This window comes from Pedobacter sp. JY14-1 (assembly GCF_029269825.1).
Classification (GTDB): Bacteria; Bacteroidota; Bacteroidia; order Sphingobacteriales; family Sphingobacteriaceae; genus Pedobacter.
The window spans coordinates 316,639-337,872 of record NZ_JARJHU010000005.1; the positions used below are offsets into that span (position 1 = coordinate 316,639).

Below are 21,234 nucleotides of genomic sequence, written 5' to 3' on the forward strand. Positions count from 1 at the left end.
TATGATTACAGTCGGACTCTTTATACCATGTTATGTGGACCAGTTTTACCCCGGAGCAGCTATCGCTACCCTGAAATTACTGAAGAAGCTCGGGGTCAACGTGGTGTACCCTGCAGGGCAGACCTGCTGCGGGCAACCCATGGCGAACTCAGGGTATGAGCACCTCACAGGAGGTTGCAACCACCTGTTCATCGATAACTTTTCCGGCTTTGACTATATCGTCTCTCCTTCCGGAAGCTGTGTGCTCCACCTGAAGGAACATCTTCATGCACAGGGCCAGGAAGACAAAGCAGCGCACATCAGAAACAGGATATATGAACTTACGGAGTTCCTGACCGATGTGCTCAAAGTAAAAAAGCTTAATGCCCGCTTTCCTCATAAGGTAGGTGTACATCAAAGTTGCCACGGACAACGCGGGCTGATGTTGTCACAGATGAGTGAACTGGTAGCCCAGCCCTTTTCAAAGCCGATGCAGTTACTGAATATGGTCGAAGATCTGGAAGTGATCAGCCTGAACCGGAAGGATGAATGCTGTGGCTTCGGCGGAACCTTCTGTGTAGCCGAAGAAGCCGTCTCTGCGAAAATGGGTAAAGACAGGGTGAATGACCACCTGATGAACGGGGCCGAATACATTACCGGTGCAGACATGTCCTGTCTAATGCACATGGAAGGCATATTAAGGAGACAGAACAGTAACGTTAAAGTGATTCATATTGCTGAGATCCTTAACGCAGAACCAGAGCGTATACCTGTCACAACCGATTGATTCCCATGAACACAAAAAATAAAGACCACGCGGCCCTGTCCGATGATTTTAACAGGGATGAAGCCAGGGTAAACTGGCATGACGAAACGCTATGGTTCGTACGTGCAAAGCGTGACAAGGCGGCGCATCAAATCCCAGAATGGGAACAACTGCGGTCCGCCGCCTCGCAGATCAAGGATAATGTACTTTCCAACCTCCATGACTATCTCCAGGAGTTTGAGAAAAATGCAGCAAAGAACGGAATTACCGTACACTGGGCATCAGATAGTAAAGAACACAACCAGATCGTACATCAGATCCTGAGCAGACACAAGATCGACCGTATTGTCAAAAGCAAGTCTATGCTTACTGAAGAGTGCCATCTTAATGAATATCTGCAACAGCAAGGCATAGATGTAGTGGATACGGATCTGGGCGAAAGGATCGTCCAGCTTGCAGAGGAACCTCCAAGCCATATTGTACTACCTTGTATCCACAAGAAAAAAGAGGAGATCGGGGAACTTTTCCATGAACACCTGGGCACACCTGAGGGCATGGCAGACCCGGTTTTTCTGACCGCTGCCGCCAGAGTACACCTGCGGGAGAAATTCGTTACCCGTAAAGCTGCCATTACCGGTGTAAACTTTGCTGTCGTAGAAACCGGCGAATTCGTCGTATGTACCAATGAAGGAAATGCAGATATGGGCGCTCATCTGGCCGATGTCCATATTGCCTGCATGGGGATTGAGAAGCTCGTCCCCCTGCGCCGGCATCTGGCGATATTTCTGAGGTTGCTGGCCAGAAGCGCCACGGGACAACCGATAACTACTTATTCCAGTCATTTTAGGAGACCGAGACCAGGCCAGGCTATGCACATCGTGCTCGTAGACAATGGCCGAACTACGCAGCTTGGAAGGGAAGATTTCCGCAATTCCCTGAAATGCATCCGTTGCGGTGCCTGTATGAATACTTGCCCTGTATATCGCCGTAGCGGTGGCCACAGCTATCATACCGCCATTGCCGGTCCTATCGGGTCTATCCTGGCCCCCAATCTGGATATGGATAAATATTCAGATCTGCCTTTTGCCTCTACCCTTTGTGGCTCCTGCAGCAATGTTTGCCCGGTGAAGATCAATATTCACGAGCAACTGTATAAATGGCGGCAGGTCATCGTACGGGAAGGACATTCTGATGGTAAAAAAACAGCGGCAATGAAAGCGATGAGTCTTACATTATCCAATCCGGCATTATATAAACTGGCAGGAAAAGCTGGCCGGCTGGTCATGCGTTATGCGCCCTTTGCCGTCAGTAACGGGCTCAACCCCTGGTATAAGCACAGGGAAATGCCAAAGGCACCTACGCAATCCTTTAGTGAATGGTATAAACTGAACAAAGAAAATGAATAGCAGGGCACAAATACTCTCCAGGATAAAACAAAATCAGCCGGGCTACCGTCCGCTGCCAGATGACATACAACAATATGCTCCGGCAGGTCAGCAGGAAGCACAGGCCGTCAACAAAGCAGCCATCGAACAGTTTAAAACTGTACTCATTGCCATTGGGGGTGCCGTAGCCGATGTGTATAGTTATGAAGAGATATCTGCATTCATCGCGACCCATTTCAAAGACCATAAGCGCATCATCAGCACATTTTCCCAGTTATCGGGCAGCATCGAAAGAGACTGGCAGGAAAATGACCCGCACAGTTTCGAGAATCTTGACCTGGCCATTATTGAAGCGCATTTCGGCGTGGGGGAAAATGCGGCATTATGGATTACAGAAAGCCTGATGCAGCAACGTGTCGTACCCTTCATCTGTCAGCAGCTTGCCGTCGTGGTACGTGCGAGGCGCATTTACCCAACCATGCATGAGGCTTATAAAGAGATCGGGGCTACGGATTATGGGTTCGGTGCATTTATCGCAGGTCCTTCCAAAACTGCAGATATCGAGCAATCACTGGTACTCGGAGCTCATGGCCCGAAAAACATGACCGTCTTCCTGCTGCATGACTGAAATCTTCCGGATAAGATTGAATTACAACCCGAAATAACTTTTTGCGTTTTGATAACAAATATCGCCAGCGATCTGCCCGATCCATTTTTCGTCGTCAGGTAGCAGGCCGCTTTCCATTTCCGCGCCAAGGAGGTTGCAAAGTATCCTGCGAAAATAGTCATGCCGCGAATAAGAGAGAAAACTTCTGGAATCCGTGAGCATACCAATAAAATTACTCAAAATGCCCATATTGGACAATGCGTTCAATTGCCGCTCTATGCCGTCCTTCTGGTCGAGAAACCACCATCCTGAACCGAATTGCATTTTTCCTTTTACATCCCCATCGGCAAAGTTTCCGGTCATCGCGGCAAAAGCCTCATTATCGGCAGGATTAAGGTTATAAATAATCGTTTTGGCCAACTGGTCGGTTGCACTGAGATAACCAAAAAATTTAGACATGCGCTCTATCTGTGCAAAATCACCAATAGAGTCATATCCCGCATCAGCACCCAACCGGTAAAACATACCCAGGTTATTGTTCCTGATCGCGCCCAGATGGAACTGCTGAACCCAGCCCCGCTCATGATACATGCGGCACAGTTCTGTCAGCACATGCCCGCAAAAGGCATCGGGGTTGGAGAAAACACTTCCTTCGGTCATCAGAAAAACTTCAAACTCTGACTTTTCCGCATCAGTCAGCAGGTAAGTTGCAGGTAACGCAGACAGGCCATGATCTGAAATAACGCAATGGTGCAGATCAAAGTACGCCACTCGACTTGCCAGGGCTTCAATCAGCGAAGGCAGATCTGTGATCTCTACACCGCTTACGGTAGAAAGCCTTTTCATATATTCCCGGAACTGTTCTGTTTTATCAATCATCAAAGCCTTATCCGGCCTGAATGATGGCTTGACCTTCACAGCATATCCGTTCTCTGTTAACTGCCGGTGATGAGCGAGATCGTCGCAGGGATCGTCCGTAGTACCCACCATTTCTACCTTATAGTGTTCCAGCAAGCCCTGTGTCGAAAACCCGTCCTGGCACAGCAACTCATTACAATGTGCATAGATCCATTCTGCCGAGCGTTCATTAAGGTAATTGTTCAAACCAAATGGATCCCTAAGTTCCATGTGCGTCCAGTGAAAAAGCGGGTTTCTTACCGTAGCGGGAACGATCTTCGCCCAGGCCATGAACTTTTCATAGTCTGAAGCCTCCCCGGTAATAAATGCTTCGCTTACGCCAAGCGCACGCTGGGCACGCCATTTATAATGGTCCCCTTTCAGCCAGATCTCCGTCAGCGTGCTGAACTTCTTATTTTCTGCAATCTCAGCGGGAGGCAGGTGATTGTGGTAATCGATTACCGGCAAATCCTTAACATAATCATGATAAAGCACCCTGGCTTTACCGCTGCTTAATAAAAAGTCTTCTGATATTACTGCACCTTCTGTCATTGCCCGGATTTGTATAATTCGCAGATCAGGCCAAATTCCAGGCCTCTTAGTTCGGCAAGTCCTTTTAACCTGCCGATACCCGAGTAACCGGGATTTGTATTTTTTTTCAGGTCGTCCAGCATCTGATGCCCATGATCAGGACGCATGGGCAGCCGTACCTTCCGCTGTTGCTGAATCGCTAATATAGCACTAACGACAGCATGCATGTCCACATCTCCCTCAAGATGATTATCTTCATAGAAATCTCCTTCCTCGTTCCTTCGGGTACTTCTCAGGTGAAGGAAATGTATCCTGTCACTAAACATCTTCAGCATTTCAGGCAGGTCGTTGTCTTCCCTTACCCCAAAAGAGCCGGTACAAAAGCAAAGTCCGTTGTTTACCGACGGAACAGCCTTAAATAAACGTTGCAGCATCCCGGCGGTACTGACTACCCTGGGCAGGCCGAAAATGGCATAGGGAGGGTCATCCGGGTGGATTGCCAGCTTTAAGCCCTCTTCATCTGCCACGGGAACAATTCTGGAGAGGAAATAGATAAGGTTTTGTGCAAGCCGGTCCGCATCAATACCCTTATAATTATCCAATGCCTGCTGAAACTGCGCGAGGGTGAAACTTTCTTCGCTTCCCGGAAGGCCGGCGATGATATTCCGCTGCAGGGTTTCTCTTTCCTGTATATTCATGGCTTCAAAGCGCAGCTTTCCAGCTGCCAGTTCTTTAGCAGTATAATCGTCTTCTGCACCGGGCCTGCATAACATAAATACATCAAAAGCAATCAGCGCTGCACGCTCAAACTTCAGTGCCTTTGCTCCATTGTCCAGTTCATAAGCCAGGTCCGTTCTGGTCCAGTCAAGTACAGGCATGAAATTATAGGTAACGACCCGGATGCCACAGTTTGCGAGGTTCCTAAGCGATTGAAGATAATTATCAATATAATGCTCAAAACCCTCACGCTGTGTCTTTATCGCCTCATGTACCGGAACACTTTCTACTACCTCCCATTGGAGACCCGCATCTGCGATCAGACGCTTATGCGCTTTGATAGCTTCCACAGACCATATTTCTCCGTTGGGGATGTGGTGTAAGGCACTTACCACCCCAGTACATCCCGCCTGGCGTATGTCCCATAAACTTACCGGGTCACTTGGCCCAAACCAGCGCATTGTCTGTTCCATAGAATAAATAGTTCCTGTATCGCTCATGATATATTTGTTAGCTAAATATAGAGCTTGAAAACACAAAAGGGGCAGTTCCTGCCCCTTTTATTATCGAAAACGTTTGCGCTATTCTACTTTGTAACGGACGATCTTCCGGCCCAGTTTTCCATCGGGGGTCATCCCTTCTACCAGTACACGGTAAGTGCCTTTGCTATCTGCGTTGAAGAAATCAAAACTTGCCTTTCCATCCTTGCTGACGATCATCGGGTTCCAGTAAACAGTTGTCCTCAGGTCAGCAAGCTGGGAATCATTACCATCATTATTATACTTAGGTGAGTAAAATTCCTTGCTCACGTCGTAGCCCTGTTGAGAATATTGTTTCACCGAGAAATCGTTACTCAGTCTGTAGGCTCCGTGCTTGGTGGTGACTATCAGTGCGGATCCGCCGATCATATTCATCAGCGCCATGTTACTGCGGACTACATCGATCTTGACAATATCCGAAGGGTTAGCCTCGTACAAAGGCAGGTTTTCACAAGGGGTAAGCTTGCGTCCGTTAAGGATAATGGTCAAACGCTCATTTCTGGAATAAGGGACCATCAGCTGACCGCATTCGCCGGTATCCTCCATCCTGAAGGTAACGTTAGGGAGACGCATGGTCATGAACTCAAGTACATCCTTAAACTGATCAGTAGGATCGGGTTTGATGGTATTGTCTGCATGCCCGTCAGGAATGGAGTAAATTCCGTTGGAATTTGTCGAACGCTTGCGCGCCTTGATCTGTACCTCCCTCAATTGCTGTGTCCTTCCCAGCATTCCGCGCTTCAGCAGGTCACTCTCCTGTTTTCGTGAGTTTTCAAGTACAGAAGCCATCGTCTTGCGGGAATCCAGTTCTATATCACCTATATTAGGGTTAGGTGTAGGCAATTGAGCGCTTGGCATATTCAGCTTCAGTTCAACCTTATTGCTGCCTTTATCAGATCTCGCCTGGACGGTAAACTCTACACCTTTCGCAATCAGCAGACGGTCAAGCTTAAAATTGCCCTGGGCATCCGTAACCGTATCTCCAACAATGCCACCCATCTTATTGCTCATAACAATCACCTTAGCACCCTGCAAAGGTTTGTTGCCCAGGGTAAGTACCTTTCCGGTAATTTCCGAGGTCAGCTTCTCAGCCTTGAAGCTCTGCACTGACGGCTTTCCTGAAGCAAGGTCTTTCCACAGGAATCTTCTGTATCCCTGGGTCATCATCAGTATATCCAGGTTCGACCTGGTTTCTTCACTCACATTTGTAAAGTAATAGTTTGGCTCCTCGATATAGCCTTTGATATCCGAAGTCAGGAGCAGTTGCGCAAAAATGCTGTTTTCCCTGCCTTCTTCCACAGGAACAGCAGTTTCATTGATCACTGATACAGAAAAGCTACCGGTCAGCGGTTTGCCTTCCGCATCCGATGCGGTCAGGTCAATGGCTACTTTTTCCCTGACTCCATAAGACTGCTTCGATGGCGTCAGGTTCAGTTTCATCTCCTCACCATGCTGTATAAATACGATACGTTCGTTTATGGCAGCACCGGCTGAAGAGATCAGTGTAAACTGTACAATACCGGTCGGCAGTTCCTTAGCAGGTACAGGTATCGTTACAGTAGGTTTGTTTACAGCAATATTGTTGGCGAAAAATACCGTACCGCCAGACTGGGCGATCAGACCGACACTTTCATTGCCACTTTTTGAGGCCGCAGCACCGGGTCTTATCCTGATCAGTACCGTATCGGTCTCTGAGTTGTTAAAGACTGCCATATTAAAGCCATCGTCTGATGCTGCAGGCAGCTTTACCGTATTTTGGGAACCATCAGCATAAGTCACCTTAGCGGTATACTGCTTGCCTGTTTCTGGTGTCATCTGGAAAACACCCATACCAAGGTGGCTGCTTTCAAACTCTGCTACCTGGTTATTGTCATTGTCCACAATAACGCCCTTTACATCAATACCGTTTCCGCCGGTACCTGTAGCTTTAAATGCTATACGGCTGCGCGCCCCGTTTACAAGCGGCCCGCTTTCAGGGAAAAACTGGAGATCAGATTCCATAGCGACCGATTTGACCATAAAATTCTTGGTAACAACAGATTCCTTGTCAAGGCGAAGGCGGGTGGCCAGACGAGAATTGGTAAACTTACCCTGTTTGCCGGGTTTAAGTTCTATCCTTACTTCTCCCTTAGCATCTGTCTGCTTCTTTCCGTTCACGATCATGCTGCTGTTGTCGAGCACGTCATAGCTTACCTCCTTGCCGGCATAAGGTTCACCCTTATCATCTGTATAAGTTACCACAGCAGTCACGACTGTATTGGCTCCGTTCTTTGCATATTCATATTTTATCGTCGAATATACCGGGTTTGCGATACTGTTACCCACCCTGAATACACGGTCATAAAAATAATCGCTTCCGGCATTCCGCATCCACTGCGTATAAGCCCTTATCCTGTAGCTGCCGTCGCTCATGGTACTGTCCGCCAGTACAAATGCGCCGCTCGCCATGCCTGCTGTGAGCGGTAATTTCAATGATTGTGCAGTAGAGTCCGATTCACTGATCAGGTCGACATAAACAGCGCCGCTGAGTGTCGACAGCTGATGTTTCGCACCAACAGCAACATAAGCCTTAAACCAGATGGTATCTCCGACCAGGTAGTAAGGTTTGTCCGTATGCAGATAGATTTTTTCCTGAGGATTGGCGGCCGTCCATTTTTCCAGGGCAGCTACCAGCTTTTCAAGCGGATCATCATTCCCTGGGGCAAATGCAATAATACCTGAAATCAATAATGTGGTTAATAGAAAAATAAAGGAGCGCTTCCGGCGTCCGGTGATAAAGGAGCGTTTTGTATCCATAATAGGTTTTTTATAAGGTTATATCTGCGACTAATATAGGGAATCAATTTGCAATATCAAACGCTACCGGCTGCCGGCCTGAGGGAACTGCGCTATCCTCAGTGTAGTGCAGCCATAAGGGACCAGGGTAATTTCCTCTTCTTCACTTTCCGTTTCCAGTCCATAAATATGACTGTACGGAAGTGGCCCAGCCATGTCATTATACAACTTCCAGGAAGGGATACGTTTTGCCCTGGTCTTGATCTGTAAAGGAGCATTCTCTAAATTCCAGGGGTAGTTACTTACTTTTCCGGTGGCCTCTATCCTGAAATGCTCTGGTAGCTTGTCATTGCTCATGTCATAGATCCCGTAATTCCATGGGGTCGTCGGATACACTTCATAATAGTAATCACCATAATCCTTCGGATCTTTAACGTTTGTCACTTTTTTAAAGTCCTCCCCTATTTTTAGCGCATAGGTAATCGGCCCGCGCTCAATGGATATGGAATTTTCATACCACTTGTTCTTAAAGAGATGCATCGGCAGGCTCAACTCGATCACATCCCCCGGCTTCCATTCCCGGCTGATCTTTATGACCTGGTTTCCTGCGGCCTCCTGCTGCAGTTGACCATTTACCTTTACAACAGCCTTTTTACACCAGGCAGGTATGCGCAGGTGGAACGGATAACTTGCCTTCTTGCCACTTTGCAACGTAAACTTAATCTTCTCCTCAAAAGGATAATTCGTTTCCTCTTTCCAGGTTACCTCTACGCCACCGGCAACTTTCGCAGTGGCTTCACTGGCCGAATATACGAGGGCAGCGATCCCCTTGTCAGCAGTAGTGTACCACAGGTTCTGCGTAAATTTTGGCCAGCCCTGGTGCATATTTGAGGCATAGCAAGGATAGCCCGTCAATAAACCGAAACAAATGTCCGTACCACCGTGGTTATCGCCAAAATTATGCATCTGCCTGGTCAGCATAACCTGGTTTGCCTGCTGAAAATACTGATGCGTCATAAAATCATCCGAAATCTGTGTAGGTAAAGCATTAAAGGCGATCTTTTCCAACTGGTCGGCATATTCCGCATCTCCTGTAATTTCCAGTCCGCTTTCCAGGGTAAACATCATTTCCACTGCAGTACACAGTTCAGAGCCCTGTGTTGGATTGTTGCCGTGGAGCGCCTCGTCACCGCCATACAATCCATGGGCCATCCCATTGTATTTGCGCAGATCGGCAAAGCCCTTTTTTGCAGCGTCGAGGTATTTCTGTTCCGGGTGGTGCTGATAATAGATCAGCGGTTCCTTCATGCCCTGCGAAAGGTTCACAGTATGGATGCTGCCCATCCTGGTCAGCATGTCCGTATTCAAAAAGGCATTGGTGAAATCAAATGTCTGCTTATGCAACAAGTCCCCCAGCTCCAGTAAAAACTGATCGTGCGTGATATTGTACAACCAATAGACCATCATCAAATTATCGCCGCCACGGTACCGTGCCCAAAAAGTCCAGTGGTCAAGTGGCTTTCCGGGCAGCTCCCTTAACTGGTATTTGAAATAGTTGGTCATCAGTTTAATGACACGCTGATCTCCTGTTGCCGCATAATACTGCTTTAGTATCTTCAGCATGACCATTTTCGGCCACCAGTCCCGGCTATTGTCTCGCTGGACACCCGGCTCTCCCGGATAATCCTTTGAAGGTCCGAAGTACCCATCCTCGGTCTGGCTTTTTAGCGACCATTCTATCCAGGGTTTCACCTTATCAATAAGCGTTTTATCCTTCAGTATATAGGCAAGCGGGACAAGGCCGTCTATCCAGTATGGCCCACGCTCCCATTGGTCGCCATCCCCGCCAAGCCAACCATTACGATGGTTCATTACCAGAGGATAAAGTTTGTCCAGGTTACCTGTTGCACCATCCTTCTGGCGCAATAGCATTTCCTTTAACCAGCCCTGCGGCTTAATAGCGCCCAGTGGCAGTTCTCTGTATGGGTTCTGCCTTAACTGCGCCGAGGCTTTCAATGAAGCGCCCAGCAGCAGCATGATCATGATCTGTTTAAATTTCATTTGTGGTCAATTTGGTTTTGTGCGGTGCCATGCAGCACATGCTGGTGCTGCACACATAGCTGCAATATAAAGCTATTGCCTCATATATCCGGAAACGATGTGGTTAACTGCCGGAAATTATACCTGTCAGACCCGGGCGGCAAACAGGACATCAGTCCATCAAACAGAACATTATTCTTAGACAATTAGCAACAAACCACATACAAAGAATTTTATTTCAAAAGACCTGTTTTCTTCAAAATAATAAGTTATATTTGTAACACAGGCGCTCATCCCTTGTCTGTTTTAAGAGGACCTGATATAATTTACGGATTTTTTTAAAGACTACAGTAAACCAAGGCTGTATGAGCACTCAATATCTAGACCAGACCGACCGCGAAATCCTAAAGCTGCTTCAACAGGACGCAAAGCTTACCAGTAAAGAAATTGCCGCAAAACTGCGCCGCAGGCCCAGCACTATTTTTACGAGATTTAACCGTTTGAAGAACCTGGGTTATATTAAAGACAGCGTAACACTCATCGACAGAGAAAAACTGACCGGCCTGATGATCGTTTTCATCAACGTACAACTCGCCGATCACAGTTCAGGGGCACTCACCGTATTTCAGGAACAGATCAGGGTACATCAGGAGGTCATGGAATGTTACCATACCACCGGACAGATCGACTTCGTTCTTAAGATTGTCGTACAGGATATGCTCGCTTACAAGGAATTCCTGATCCAGAAGCTCTCAAAGATGACAAATGTACAAGCCTATACCAGTCATTTTGTGATCAATGAAGCCAAAAGGGAACTTGCTTACCCGCTGGAAAACATATAACATTCATCGGAATAAAAAAGGGCCTTCCTGTCGGAAGGCCCTTTTCTTAAAGTGCATTTTCCAGTTTCAGCACAATCAGCTTTTCCGGCACATCTCCGGGCTTCAGGCCTGAAAGGTCTACAACCGCATCCTTACCTGATTTCTTCAGATTCAGTTTCGCGTTACTACCCAGTATACTTACCTTAACACCTACTCTTGGATTCAGGCCACGTACTTTAAGAACCGGGCTGTAGGCAGGATAAATACAAAACAGATCCTTACCCTTCACCGTATAAAAAGCCTCTACATAAGCCTGTTCCTTTGTCGGCTGCACCATTTTGGCAATATCATATCCAGCCATATAGCTTTTACCGCTTTTTTCAGGCATCTTGCCTTCGCTCCACTGATACGATTGTTTATATGCTTCTGTCCCATATATCGCCTCGCCGTTTATGGTAAGCCAGCTTCCGATATCTGTCAATCGCTGCTGCATGATCACGGGGATACGCCCGTCGGCGGTTGGACCGATATCCAACAGCAGGTTCCCGCCCCTGGATACAATGTCTACCAGCATCAGGATCAGATCATGGCTGGTTTTGTAATCCTCCAGCTTTTCATTCCTGTTATAACCGTACGAATGACCTATTCCCCTGCTTTCTTCCCAGATTACATTTGGGTCCATACCACTTCCATACTCAGAAGTTGTATAAGTAGAAGCCGTATTCTTCTCCCTGGTATTGCTGCCCCACCGGTCGTTCACCACCACTTCCTTAGCCACAGGTGATTCATTATAGAGCCAAGCCAGGAGTTCAGGACTGTTCCACTCCGTATCCTTGAGGTCCCATTCTCCGTCTGAAAATATTACAGATGGCTTGTACCGGGTGACCAGGTCTTTAAATTGGGGGAACATGTGTTCTTTTACATACTTTTGCCGGTCCTGTTTCCAGACGGGGTTGTACCACTCATAGAGCGAATAATAATAACCCATCTTTAATCCTGCATCGCGGACCGCACTGGTCAGATCGCCCAGCAGGTCGCGCTTTGGCGTACCGCTTACCGCATTCCAGGGCCTTCCCCAGCTTTTATCCGCTTCCTTGCTGTCCCAGAGCGCATAACCTTCATGGTGCTTGGAAGTTAATACCACATATCTGGCGCCCGAACGCTTAAACACATCGGCCCACTGCTTCGGATCAAAGAGTTCTGCATGAAAACGCTTTTCAAATTGAGGGTATTCAAAGTCGGCACCAAAATTCTTGTTATGAAAATCAAGAAAATTCTTCGATTTCTCCATGATCCGGTACCAGTACCATTCAGAATAGCTTTCGCCGCTGTTTTCAATTACAGGAGCAAAGGAAGGTACTGCATAGACGCCCCAATGGATAAAGATCCCGAATTTGTCCTGGTGAAACCACCCGGGTATCTTTCTTTGGTTCAAGGAATTCCAGTTTGGCTCATATTTCTGGCCCTGCGCCACTCCCATAGACAAAGCCATAAAAAGGATGGTAAATAACTTCTTCATATTTGGTTTGTGTGTAATTTACCATCCAAGATAGGTATTTCCGCTAAACTTTTAGCGTACCTTCTATGGAATCGTCAAGCGTTCTGCCAATAGCCGCTCCGATCATCATCTTGATGCCTGCCACCAGGTTGCCGTTTTTATTGTCCCAGTAATAACCAGAGGCGGGCGCAACCTTGATCAGGGATATCCTTGGATCACTTTCCCCTTCGGTAAACCAGGTCTTCATAATTGGGTTCCACAGCTCCCTGATCTTATCCCTGTCTCCAGATATCTCCGCCTCACCTGTCAGATACAGAAAATCCGAATGTTTAGAGCCCTGAAAATAAAGTTTCACACGATTGTCCAGTGCAATCTCCGCATTGGCATGGCTGTCATTGGCACTCATGATCCACAGTATGCCCTCCTCATCTATTTGCTGTACCGTCATGGGACGTACCCCCGCAGAAGGTCCGTTTGCAGGTTCTGTGCAGAAGAAACATACGTCCGACTGTTTTATGATTTCACGGATCTTTTCGATGGCGTCATACTGGCTCAGGTTTTCTGTATTGTGTTCCGGCTGGTTTTGATTGATGCTGTTCATAGTTATGTTTTTTTTCTGAACTAACAACGGAAAGCCGGATTTTGTTACAGTAAACCTGATTTACCCTGTTCTGCCTCAAATTCTGCATCAATAGCCAGTGCCGTTCGGTTCCGGGAAGCAGCTACAGCGAGCTGGTCACAGCGCTCATTCTCGGGATGGTTATTGTGTCCTTTCACCCATACGAACTTCACTTCATGAAGCCTGTAGACCTGCAGGAACCTCATCCACAAATCCTTATTCTTTTTGCCTTTAAACCCTGTCCTTACCCAACCAAAAACCCATTTCTTTTCGACAGAATCGATCACATACTTAGAATCTGAGAATACAGTTACCTGCTGTCCCGGAGATTTCAACGCACTAAGGCCTACGATCACGGCCATCAGTTCCATCCGGTTATTTGTCGTCATTCTGTACCCCCCACTCAGTTCCTTATAATGCGCGCCAGCGCGCAGGATAACGCCATATCCTCCGGGCCCCGGATTGCCGCTTGCCGCTCCGTCGGTAAAGATCTCAATCATCATAAGCCGCAAAGCTAGCTTTTTACCGGGAATTGCCATAGTGCGCCACTACTTGCCTGTCACTGCTTTCATACCTGCTTTATTGCATTATATGCTTAAAAACTGGTTGTCTGACTACATACTTTCCCGCTATTGGCACCGGCCTGTAGTTTTGCCCAAAAAAAACCTATGAACAAACGGAACTTTTGTCTCAATGCGCTATCCCGCAGGGTCATAGTTTTAACAGCATCATTTTGCATTTCATTAGGTACACCCGTACTTAAGGCACAACGCATCTTCGATAACAACTCATTCCGCGCTCCCCTGAACCTGCCCACGGACGGTAATTCTCCCCGCTATCTTGCATCAGGCGATCTGAACGGCGACGGTAAGCCAGATATTGTGGTCAGCAATACCGAAAGCAATTCAATTACGATCTTCCCTAATGCTTCAGCACCAGGAAGCATTAGCTTCGCTCCTAAAATAGTGTTGCCGACAGTACCGGCTACGGGCGCTACATCCGGAGTTACGGTCAAAGACCTCGATGGCGACGGAAAGCCGGACATCATTGTTGCCAACGCAGTAGACAGAAGCCTGACCATTTATCATAATACGACAACAGATGCGGCCTCGGTCACCTTCACTTCCAGCAGCATTACGCTGGGTGGCATACTTTATCCATTTGCTACAGTTGTATCGGACTTTAATGGTGACGGAAAACCGGAAATAGCGGTATCTACAGGGGCCAACAGCATCGTTTCCAATATCGTGATACTTCCTAACCTGTCAATACCGGGGCAAATGAGCTTCGGCCCGGCGCAAGTGTTTGAATGTGGTCCCGCCAATTCAATCGCAAATTTCTTCGATGCATCAGACCTCAATGCGGATGGCAAGCCAGATCTCGCCATTACAGTGGGAAATAACGGAAAACTATCGATAATACTCAACACTTCCCCAGCCGGAGGTCAGCTCGCCTTTACCGATCCCGTCTTCTTTGATAACGGCGCGCAGCCTAAAGGGCTTAAGATTGCTGATATGGACAGTGACGGCAAACCCGACATCGTGGTCAGCCAGGCAAACAGCCTCGTTGTGTTCAGAAATAACCATACAGGATCAGGGCCTTTCACCTTAGATACGCCGGTTCCCATTGGATACGCCAACTTTGGGCTGGATATAGCCGATCTGGACAACGATTCCAAACCAGACGTCATTTCAAGTGCAATTGTCAATTCCGCTGTCTATGTGTCACGAAACAAATCAGTACCTGGACAAATTAATGCCAGCTCATTTAATGCTCAGATTACGCTGAATACCGGTCAGACCTATACCCATCAGGTGATCGCGGCTGATCTTGACGGCGACGGTAAACCTGACCTGGTTGCGGCTAACCAGATCAGCCACTCTGTTTCCATATTCCGGAATACAATAGACATTACAGCTCCTGGTACGCCAGCGGGGCTAACCGCCCGTCCCGGCAGTACGCAGATTGTCCTTAGCTGGAATGCCGGAACCGAACCAGACCTGGTCAGTTACAAAGTCTACGGTGGTACCAGCGCTGATCCTGCAACCCTGTTGGGTACTGTCGATGCCCCCACCAGAAAATTCACAGTGAGGGGCCTTACAAACGGTACAAAATACTATTTCCGGGTTTCAGCTGTCGACAATGTAAATAATGAAGGTACGCCATCTGCGAACGCCAGTGCGACTCCGGTATTCCCGCCTGCCATTACTGCCTTCAGCCCACTTTCAGGACCAGTAGGAACACCGGTAGTGATCACCGGAACAAATTTTAACAGTGACGCCTCGTCCAACGCCGTATTTTTTGGAAGTGTAAAGGCCGCAATAATCTCAGCTACTGAAGACCGCCTGGAAGTCAGCGTACCTTCGGGGGCCACTCATGAACCCATCACGGTAATTAATACCGCATCTGATCTTATGGCTTCCTCAACACATGCTTTTAATATCACTTTCAACAACGCTAAAGGGCAGCCATTTGAAAATGGCAAAACTTTTTCACCACAGGTCACATTTGAAGCAGGCGGCGGGCAGGCCAGCGAGATCAGGATAGCAGATCTTGACGGCGACGGAAAAACCGATATCATTGTCGGAAGCGGCAGTGTAAGCCGTTTCGCATTATACCGGAATACCTCATCGGCCGGTGGTTTCAATACCAGCACATTAGATCGGATCATCCTGGAAACACCTGGCATGCAGACCAGCAGGTATGCAATCGGCGATGTCGATGTAGACGGCCGTCCGGACCTGCTTGTACCTTACGGAGCGCGTTTGTATGTTTTCAGAAACACATCGGCTACCGGAAACATTTCTTTTGACGCCCCTGAGGAATTTCTGATCGGCAGCTTTACCTACGGACTCGAAGTGGCTGACGTAGACGGAGATGGCAAGCCCGACCTGGTTGGTGGCAGCTCACAGGGAGGTTATACGACACTGGAAATCCTCCATAACATCAGTGATGGTGCCGGAACATTGGATTTCGCTGCACCGGTGTACCTCAACAATCAGTCATTCGATCTCCTGTCTGTGAGCGATCTGGATGGCGACAACAAGCCGGACATTGTGGCTTCAGGAGGCTCGGGTATCTATATCTACCGCAACCGCTGTGTTCCGGGGAAAATAGAGCCCGGCTCATTCGAAGCCCCATTCGTTCAGGCAGACAATTATGGTGTCCGGGACCTCACCACGGGCGATATCGATGGGGACGGAAAACCGGAAATCGCATTCAACGGATATCCCGGGCGGTCGGTCTCAGTCCTGAAAAACAATTCGTCTGCCGGTACCTTCAGTTTTACCCAGACCGATCTGACTGCAGCAACAGGTACGCTTTGGAGCATCAGCATCAACGATATCGATGGAGACAGTAAGGCAGACCTGGTCGTTACTTCCGATGTCAGTCCTCAGTTGTCCCTTTTCAGGAACAACGGGACACCGGGCAATATTAGCTTTGAAAATGCGGAGGGTTTTGTTACCGGCGCTTCACGACCGGGCATTACAGGCGATCTCGATAATGACGGTAAGCCTGACCTGGTAATGGCCGGAGGAAATTCACTTTACATTGCCCGCAACAACATCATCATTAAGGAAGACCAGACGATTACCTTTGCCCCTTCACGTACTGTAACCTATGGCGACGCTGATTTTCCGGCTGGTGCGACCAGTACGAACAGTACGATACCCGTCACCTATAAAGGTAACAACGACCAGGTAGCTACGGTAAGCAGCGACGGCACCGTTCATATTGTGAAGCCAGGTAAGGTCAGCATTACCGCCAGCCAGGCAGGTAGTGACCTTTATCATCCTGCAACAGATGTGGTGCAGGAATTAACCGTTGCCAAAGCCGCCCAGACCATTACATTTGCGGCGACCCGCGCCATACCTTTCAATACCCCTGATTTTGAGCCGGGAGCTGTAAGTAACAATCCGGGGATACCTGTTGTATACCTGAGTGATGACCCCGCTAACGCTGCAATTGTCAACGGAAAGATACATCTGCTGAAGCCCGGCTCGGTAACTATCAGGGCCACGCAGGCCGGAAATGACTACTACGAAGCGGCACCCGAGGTTGTTCAGGTACTCACGATCGGAAAGCTGAGCCAGCAGATCACCTTTGCCGGTACAAGGACAGAAGTATTTGGAACGCCTGACTTTGAGCCCGGGGCACAGAGCAGCAACAGTACAATACCGGTCGGTTATGCAAGCGCAGACCCAGCCATAGCTACGATCGTCAACGGAAAAGTACATATCGTTAAGGCCGGTACGGTAAAGATCACTGCCAGTCAGCCGGGAAATGAGTTTTATGAAGCGGCTGCCAGTAGAGAACAGATACTGACCATTGCCAAGGCAGATCAGACCATCGCTTTTGCCGCTATTCCGGTTAAATATGAAGGTGATGCAGACTATGACCCGGGTGCAGTTGCTTCATCGGGACTGACGGTCAGTTACCATTCCGATAATCCTGCTGTGGCTGCCATAGTAAATGGAAAGATACGCCTCCAGGGAAATGGTACAGCCAATATTACCGCCAGCCAGCCAGGCAATGAGAACTATAATCCGGCGCCGTCGGTCAGCCAGTTGATCCGGGTAACTTATTTCCAGGCCGAGATCATACCTGACGGCCCACTCAACTTCTGCGAAGGACAAAACGTAACCTTTACCGCCTCTGATGCCAGCAGTTACAGATGGCTGAAAGATGGCCAGGCTATTAACGGACAAAGCGGCAAGACGCTGAAAGTTACCCAAAGCGGTAATTACACTGCAGAGCTGACCTTTACTAATGGTTTGCTCAAGACCACCTCTGCAAAAACCGTTACTGTGTCGTCTGTTTCCGCCACCATCTCCTCTCCCTCCGGCACAGAGATAACCAGGGGCACGACATTGACACTGGAAGCTGCAGGAGGGGTCACCTTTAACTGGGAAGACGCCCCAGGTATAATTGGAGCAAGAAACGAGGCATCTTTGACCATACAGCCACAGCAAACTACCGTTTACAGGGTCAACGTCAGCAACAACCTGGGTTGCGGGGCCATCGCAGAAATTACCATAACTGTCAGGGACAAAGAACCTGAACCGCCGCAAAACCCAGTCATTACTGCCGGGAATATCATCACACCTAACGCAGACGGCATCAATGATACCTGGACCATAAAGAACATCGAGCTTTATAAAGGGAACCAGGTCAGGATCTTTGACCGTGCAGGCAGGTTGCTTTATTATAAAAAGGGCTATGCCAATGACTGGGACGGCACCTATAACGGAAGCCCGCTGGCGGAAGACACCTATTATTATATCCTGGATCCAGGTGACGGAAAAACGGTAATAAGGGGATTCATTACCCTTGTCCGGGACGGTCGCTAGCTTACCATTTACATCTTATATATGAAACTCAGACATATCCTTCTTTTTATTGCGGCCCCGATGTTTGTGCCGTTACTGACCAGCGCACAGCTGAATCCTCCTGCGGGACAATATTTTTTCAACCAGTATCTTGCAAATCCTGCAATGGGGGGCCTCAGGAGCGGGCTCACCTTCAGTGCAATGATAAGGAAGCAATTTTCAAATACGCCGGGCGGGCCGATGTCCCAGTCACTCACCGGCGAATACCAGCTAAGTCCCAGGGCAGCCATAGGGGTCAATCTGTTCAATGACAAAGCCGGGCTGCTCAGGCAAACCAAAGGATTTGGTACGTTTTCCTATCATATCCCGCTGAATGTAAGTGGTTCCCACCTGCACTTCGGACTTGGTGCAGGATTTATGAATGAGCGCATCAATCCTGCAGATATCCAGGGAGATATAGATCCCTCTGTTGCCAGGTTAAATGACCGAGAGACCTTTCTGGACGGCTCCTTTGGCATTGCCTTCACTTCTTCTGCATTTTCCCTGCAGGCAGCAGTACCGCATCTGAAGCAGGTTTTCGCCAGAGAACAGGAAAGGATCACTGTCGACCGGGCATTACTTTTCAGTGCGGCGGCCTACAGGTTTTCGTTTGAGGAAGGGATGGACAGCTGGTTTGTAGAGCCTAAGGCAGCATTCAGGCTGATCAAGGGTGCAGACCACATTGTTGATGCAGGGGTACAGGTAGGTCTGATGCAGGGCCGGCTCCGGTTCCTCTCCGTTTACCACTCTTCTAAGGCCGCAAGTTTCGGATTTGGTTTTAGCGGACTGTCCGGATTAGACTTCCAAGCCATCTACACCGCTCCCACTACCGCCACCACTCGTGGCCTCGGCAACAATTTCGAGGTAAATGTAGCCTTCCACTTTCCCGGAGAATAGCGCATAACCTCAGTGTTTGCCATGGCCATGGCCTCGCCCGCCACCATTACCCCTGCCCTGGCCATCATGCCTTTTATAATGGCCTTTGGCCTTCCCCGGGTGTCCTTTCACCACAAAATACTTCGGCTCCCTGCTATTCCTGATCACAAGCTGGTTGTGCATCGATCTGTAACCAGCATATTTCACTTTGTGATCATTAAAGTAACGGTAGGGACGTGGCGAATTGAGCACCACCTTGTACCCCCTGTAGAGGTTATAACCTGCATATCTTGGAGGCAGCCCTGAGGAAAATACCCATTGCCCGTTGCTGAGATAAATGAACTGATGCCGGGGCACAGAATAATAAGTCTCTATCTCTGGCAGATAATAATAATCGGCATAATCATACCCGGCTGGCCCCCAGAGAGGCTGGGAGCCGATGTTTACATTGATACTGACTTGTGCCTTTGCTTTCGGGACAACCGCTGCGGTAAGTCCAAAGCATATGATGAAGATGATTTTTTTCATGTTTACATTATTTTAGTTCAATGATACCTGCATCCGTCTGCTGGCCTGCGATAACCGATACTTTGGGTAATACGACCTCATTATATCCCTCGAAGGGGACAATTTTCAACTGATAGTTTCCGGTGCCCAGACCGCCGATAGTAAATCTTCCGGTTACGGCATCTGCTAAAGTCCCTACAGTATCTGTACCCGAAATGGCCAGTATTTCAGGATGTGCGTCAAGCGGCAATACTGTTCCGGTAATCAATCCTGTTGTAGCGGCAGCAATTCCCCTTACCACAGGCTTTAATATATATTTACCATTGCCAGTGCGCAAAACCGATCTGGCGGCGTCGAAATCCAGCAATAAGGTATAAGTGGCTCCCGGAAGCAGCTCAGGGTTCTCATTAAGTTTTACCTTCCATCCCGAACTTTGTGCACTTGGTGTTATCAGGTCTTCTTCCACACCATTTACTACGATCGTATTGCCGGAATCATACAGTACCAGCCTTACTTCTGAAACTTTCCCGGAAGGCATTTCCCCGTTGGCGATCAGCAGATCGGGAGTAGCGGTACCCATCCGGAAATCAAGGACATTAAATACACCGTTACTCACCTCAAAAGAGTAAGGCTTTCCTTCAGACACCAGGATCACCTCTTTCACATGCAGGTTAATCTTATCAAAATCACCAGGTGCATCGGTCATCCTGATCTGTACCACGGTTGTGCCTTCCATCTCTTTGTCTTTTTTACATCCTGTAAAAGCCAGTGCTGACAACATCAGCATCAGGAGCGCAGGTAACATAAATTGCGTTTTCATAGCTACAGATTTTTAGTTTATGGTCCAAAGCTCAATACGCAACATGAAATGCACATGAAATCTTATTTTTTTTTCCTTTTTGTTTTTCATCTTAAATTCATTTTCGGTGCTGAACTTCGATACTGATTTGAAAAAGCAGCAAATCAAGAAGTTTTTAGGGGAGTGATTGTTTGCCCCGAAAGGGGCAAACTTTCTATATTTACCATATGAGCATGCAAAAGCCATCGACATCCCGTCTTCTTGTCAAATCCCCGTCGTTTATCGCCGGACTGGTCCTATTCAGTATACTACCCTTCGCATCTGCTGCACAGCAGGTAAAGAAGAATAAAAAGCAACAGACAGAGGTCAGCCAGCCGGAAGTCAGGAACAATATACACAAGCCTGATATTAAGGAAGTACCCAGGTCCAGGAAGCAGCTCAAGCCCGCCAGTGTAAAGGCTAAAGTGAAACCAATTAAGGTGGTGCGCCCTAAAATCAAGAAACCCTGA

16 protein-coding genes are annotated in these 21,234 nt (G+C 48.2%); 7 read left to right on the forward strand and 9 right to left on the reverse strand.

What is annotated here, in order from left to right:
- Nucleotides 1–4: 4 nt before the first annotated feature.
- The 3 genes from P2W84_RS11860 to P2W84_RS11870 are packed head-to-tail and all read left to right on the forward strand — an operon-like array spanning nucleotide 5 to nucleotide 2,758.
- Nucleotides 5–766, forward strand: coding sequence for a (Fe-S)-binding protein (locus P2W84_RS11860; protein WP_276090697.1), 762 nt, complete (start codon nucleotides 5–7; stop codon nucleotides 764–766).
- A gap of 5 nt (nucleotides 767–771) precedes the next feature.
- The gene (locus tag P2W84_RS11865) at nucleotides 772–2,151 is read left to right on the forward strand and encodes a lactate utilization protein B (protein ID WP_276090354.1); all 1,380 of its coding nucleotides are present in this window, start codon (nucleotides 772–774) and stop codon (nucleotides 2,149–2,151) included.
- On the forward strand, nucleotides 2,144–2,758 hold the full coding sequence (locus tag P2W84_RS11870; RefSeq protein ID WP_276090355.1) for an LUD domain-containing protein: 615 nt from the start codon (nucleotides 2,144–2,146) through the stop codon (nucleotides 2,756–2,758). Before P2W84_RS11865 ends, P2W84_RS11870 begins: the two co-directional genes overlap by 8 nt.
- 21 nt (nucleotides 2,759–2,779) lie before the next feature.
- Here P2W84_RS11870 and uxaC read toward each other — a convergent pair whose 3' ends face one another.
- The 4 genes from uxaC to P2W84_RS11890 all read right to left on the reverse strand — a co-directional run bounded on the left by uxaC (nucleotide 2,780) and on the right by P2W84_RS11890 (nucleotide 10,257).
- Entirely contained in the window at nucleotides 2,780–4,186 is a 1,407-nt protein-coding gene (gene uxaC / locus P2W84_RS11875) for a glucuronate isomerase (protein WP_276090356.1), read from the reverse strand.
- The gene (uxuA, locus tag P2W84_RS11880; protein WP_276090357.1) at nucleotides 4,183–5,382 is read right to left on the reverse strand and encodes a mannonate dehydratase; all 1,200 of its coding nucleotides are present in this window, start codon (nucleotides 5,380–5,382) and stop codon (nucleotides 4,183–4,185) included. Before uxuA ends, uxaC begins: the two co-directional genes overlap by 4 nt.
- Nucleotides 5,383–5,463: 81 nt before the next feature.
- The gene (locus P2W84_RS11885; RefSeq protein ID WP_276090358.1) at nucleotides 5,464–8,217 is read right to left on the reverse strand and encodes a TonB-dependent receptor; all 2,754 of its coding nucleotides are present in this window, start codon (nucleotides 8,215–8,217) and stop codon (nucleotides 5,464–5,466) included.
- A 63-nt stretch (nucleotides 8,218–8,280) separates the two neighbouring features.
- Nucleotides 8,281–10,257, reverse strand: coding sequence for a beta-L-arabinofuranosidase domain-containing protein (locus P2W84_RS11890; protein ID WP_276090359.1), 1,977 nt, complete (start codon nucleotides 10,255–10,257; stop codon nucleotides 8,281–8,283).
- A 344-nt stretch (nucleotides 10,258–10,601) separates the two neighbouring features.
- On the opposite strand from P2W84_RS11890, the gene P2W84_RS11895 reads away from it, so the two are divergent.
- Nucleotides 10,602–11,078 carry an Lrp/AsnC family transcriptional regulator gene (locus tag P2W84_RS11895; protein ID WP_276090360.1) on the forward strand — a complete coding sequence of 159 codons (477 nt, stop codon included), beginning with the start codon at nucleotides 10,602–10,604 and terminating at the stop codon, nucleotides 11,076–11,078.
- Nucleotides 11,079–11,124: 46 nt separating this feature from the next.
- On the opposite strand, the gene P2W84_RS11900 is transcribed toward P2W84_RS11895, so the two are convergent.
- Genes P2W84_RS11900 through rnhA form a run of 3 tightly spaced genes read right to left on the reverse strand, consistent with a single transcriptional unit; the run spans nucleotide 11,125 to nucleotide 13,674 of the window.
- Complete coding sequence (locus tag P2W84_RS11900; RefSeq protein WP_276090361.1) at nucleotides 11,125–12,576, reverse strand: alpha-L-fucosidase; 1,452 nt, start codon at nucleotides 12,574–12,576, stop codon at nucleotides 11,125–11,127.
- A 43-nt stretch (nucleotides 12,577–12,619) separates the two neighbouring features.
- Nucleotides 12,620–13,156: a pyridoxamine 5'-phosphate oxidase family protein gene (locus P2W84_RS11905; RefSeq protein WP_276090362.1), complete on the reverse strand. Its 537-nt coding sequence runs from the start codon at nucleotides 13,154–13,156 to the stop codon at nucleotides 12,620–12,622.
- Between the two features lie 44 nt (nucleotides 13,157–13,200).
- Nucleotides 13,201–13,674 (reverse strand): ribonuclease HI, encoded by a 474-nt coding sequence (rnhA, locus tag P2W84_RS11910; RefSeq protein WP_276090698.1) that lies wholly within the window; start codon nucleotides 13,672–13,674, stop codon nucleotides 13,201–13,203.
- 168 nt (nucleotides 13,675–13,842) lie between these two features.
- Here rnhA and P2W84_RS11915 point away from each other — a divergent pair, with 168 nt between their 5' ends.
- Nucleotides 13,843–18,525 (forward strand): FG-GAP-like repeat-containing protein, encoded by a 4,683-nt coding sequence (locus tag P2W84_RS11915; RefSeq protein WP_276090363.1) that lies wholly within the window; start codon nucleotides 13,843–13,845, stop codon nucleotides 18,523–18,525.
- A 21-nt stretch (nucleotides 18,526–18,546) separates the two neighbouring features.
- Nucleotides 18,547–19,440, forward strand: a complete 894-nt coding sequence (locus P2W84_RS11920) for a PorP/SprF family type IX secretion system membrane protein (protein ID WP_276090364.1) — start codon at nucleotides 18,547–18,549, stop codon at nucleotides 19,438–19,440.
- 9 nt (nucleotides 19,441–19,449) lie between these two features.
- Here the strand turns inward: P2W84_RS11920 and P2W84_RS11925 are convergent, their stop codons facing one another.
- Both P2W84_RS11925 and P2W84_RS11930 read right to left on the reverse strand, forming a co-directional pair.
- Entirely contained in the window at nucleotides 19,450–19,947 is a 498-nt protein-coding gene (locus tag P2W84_RS11925) for a hypothetical protein (protein WP_276090365.1), read from the reverse strand.
- A gap of 7 nt (nucleotides 19,948–19,954) precedes the next feature.
- Nucleotides 19,955–20,746 carry a DUF4382 domain-containing protein gene (locus tag P2W84_RS11930; RefSeq protein ID WP_276090366.1) on the reverse strand — a complete coding sequence of 264 codons (792 nt, stop codon included), beginning with the start codon at nucleotides 20,744–20,746 and terminating at the stop codon, nucleotides 19,955–19,957.
- Between the two features lie 212 nt (nucleotides 20,747–20,958).
- Here P2W84_RS11930 and P2W84_RS11935 point away from each other — a divergent pair, with 212 nt between their 5' ends.
- Complete coding sequence (locus P2W84_RS11935) at nucleotides 20,959–21,234, forward strand: hypothetical protein (protein ID WP_276090367.1); 276 nt, start codon at nucleotides 20,959–20,961, stop codon at nucleotides 21,232–21,234.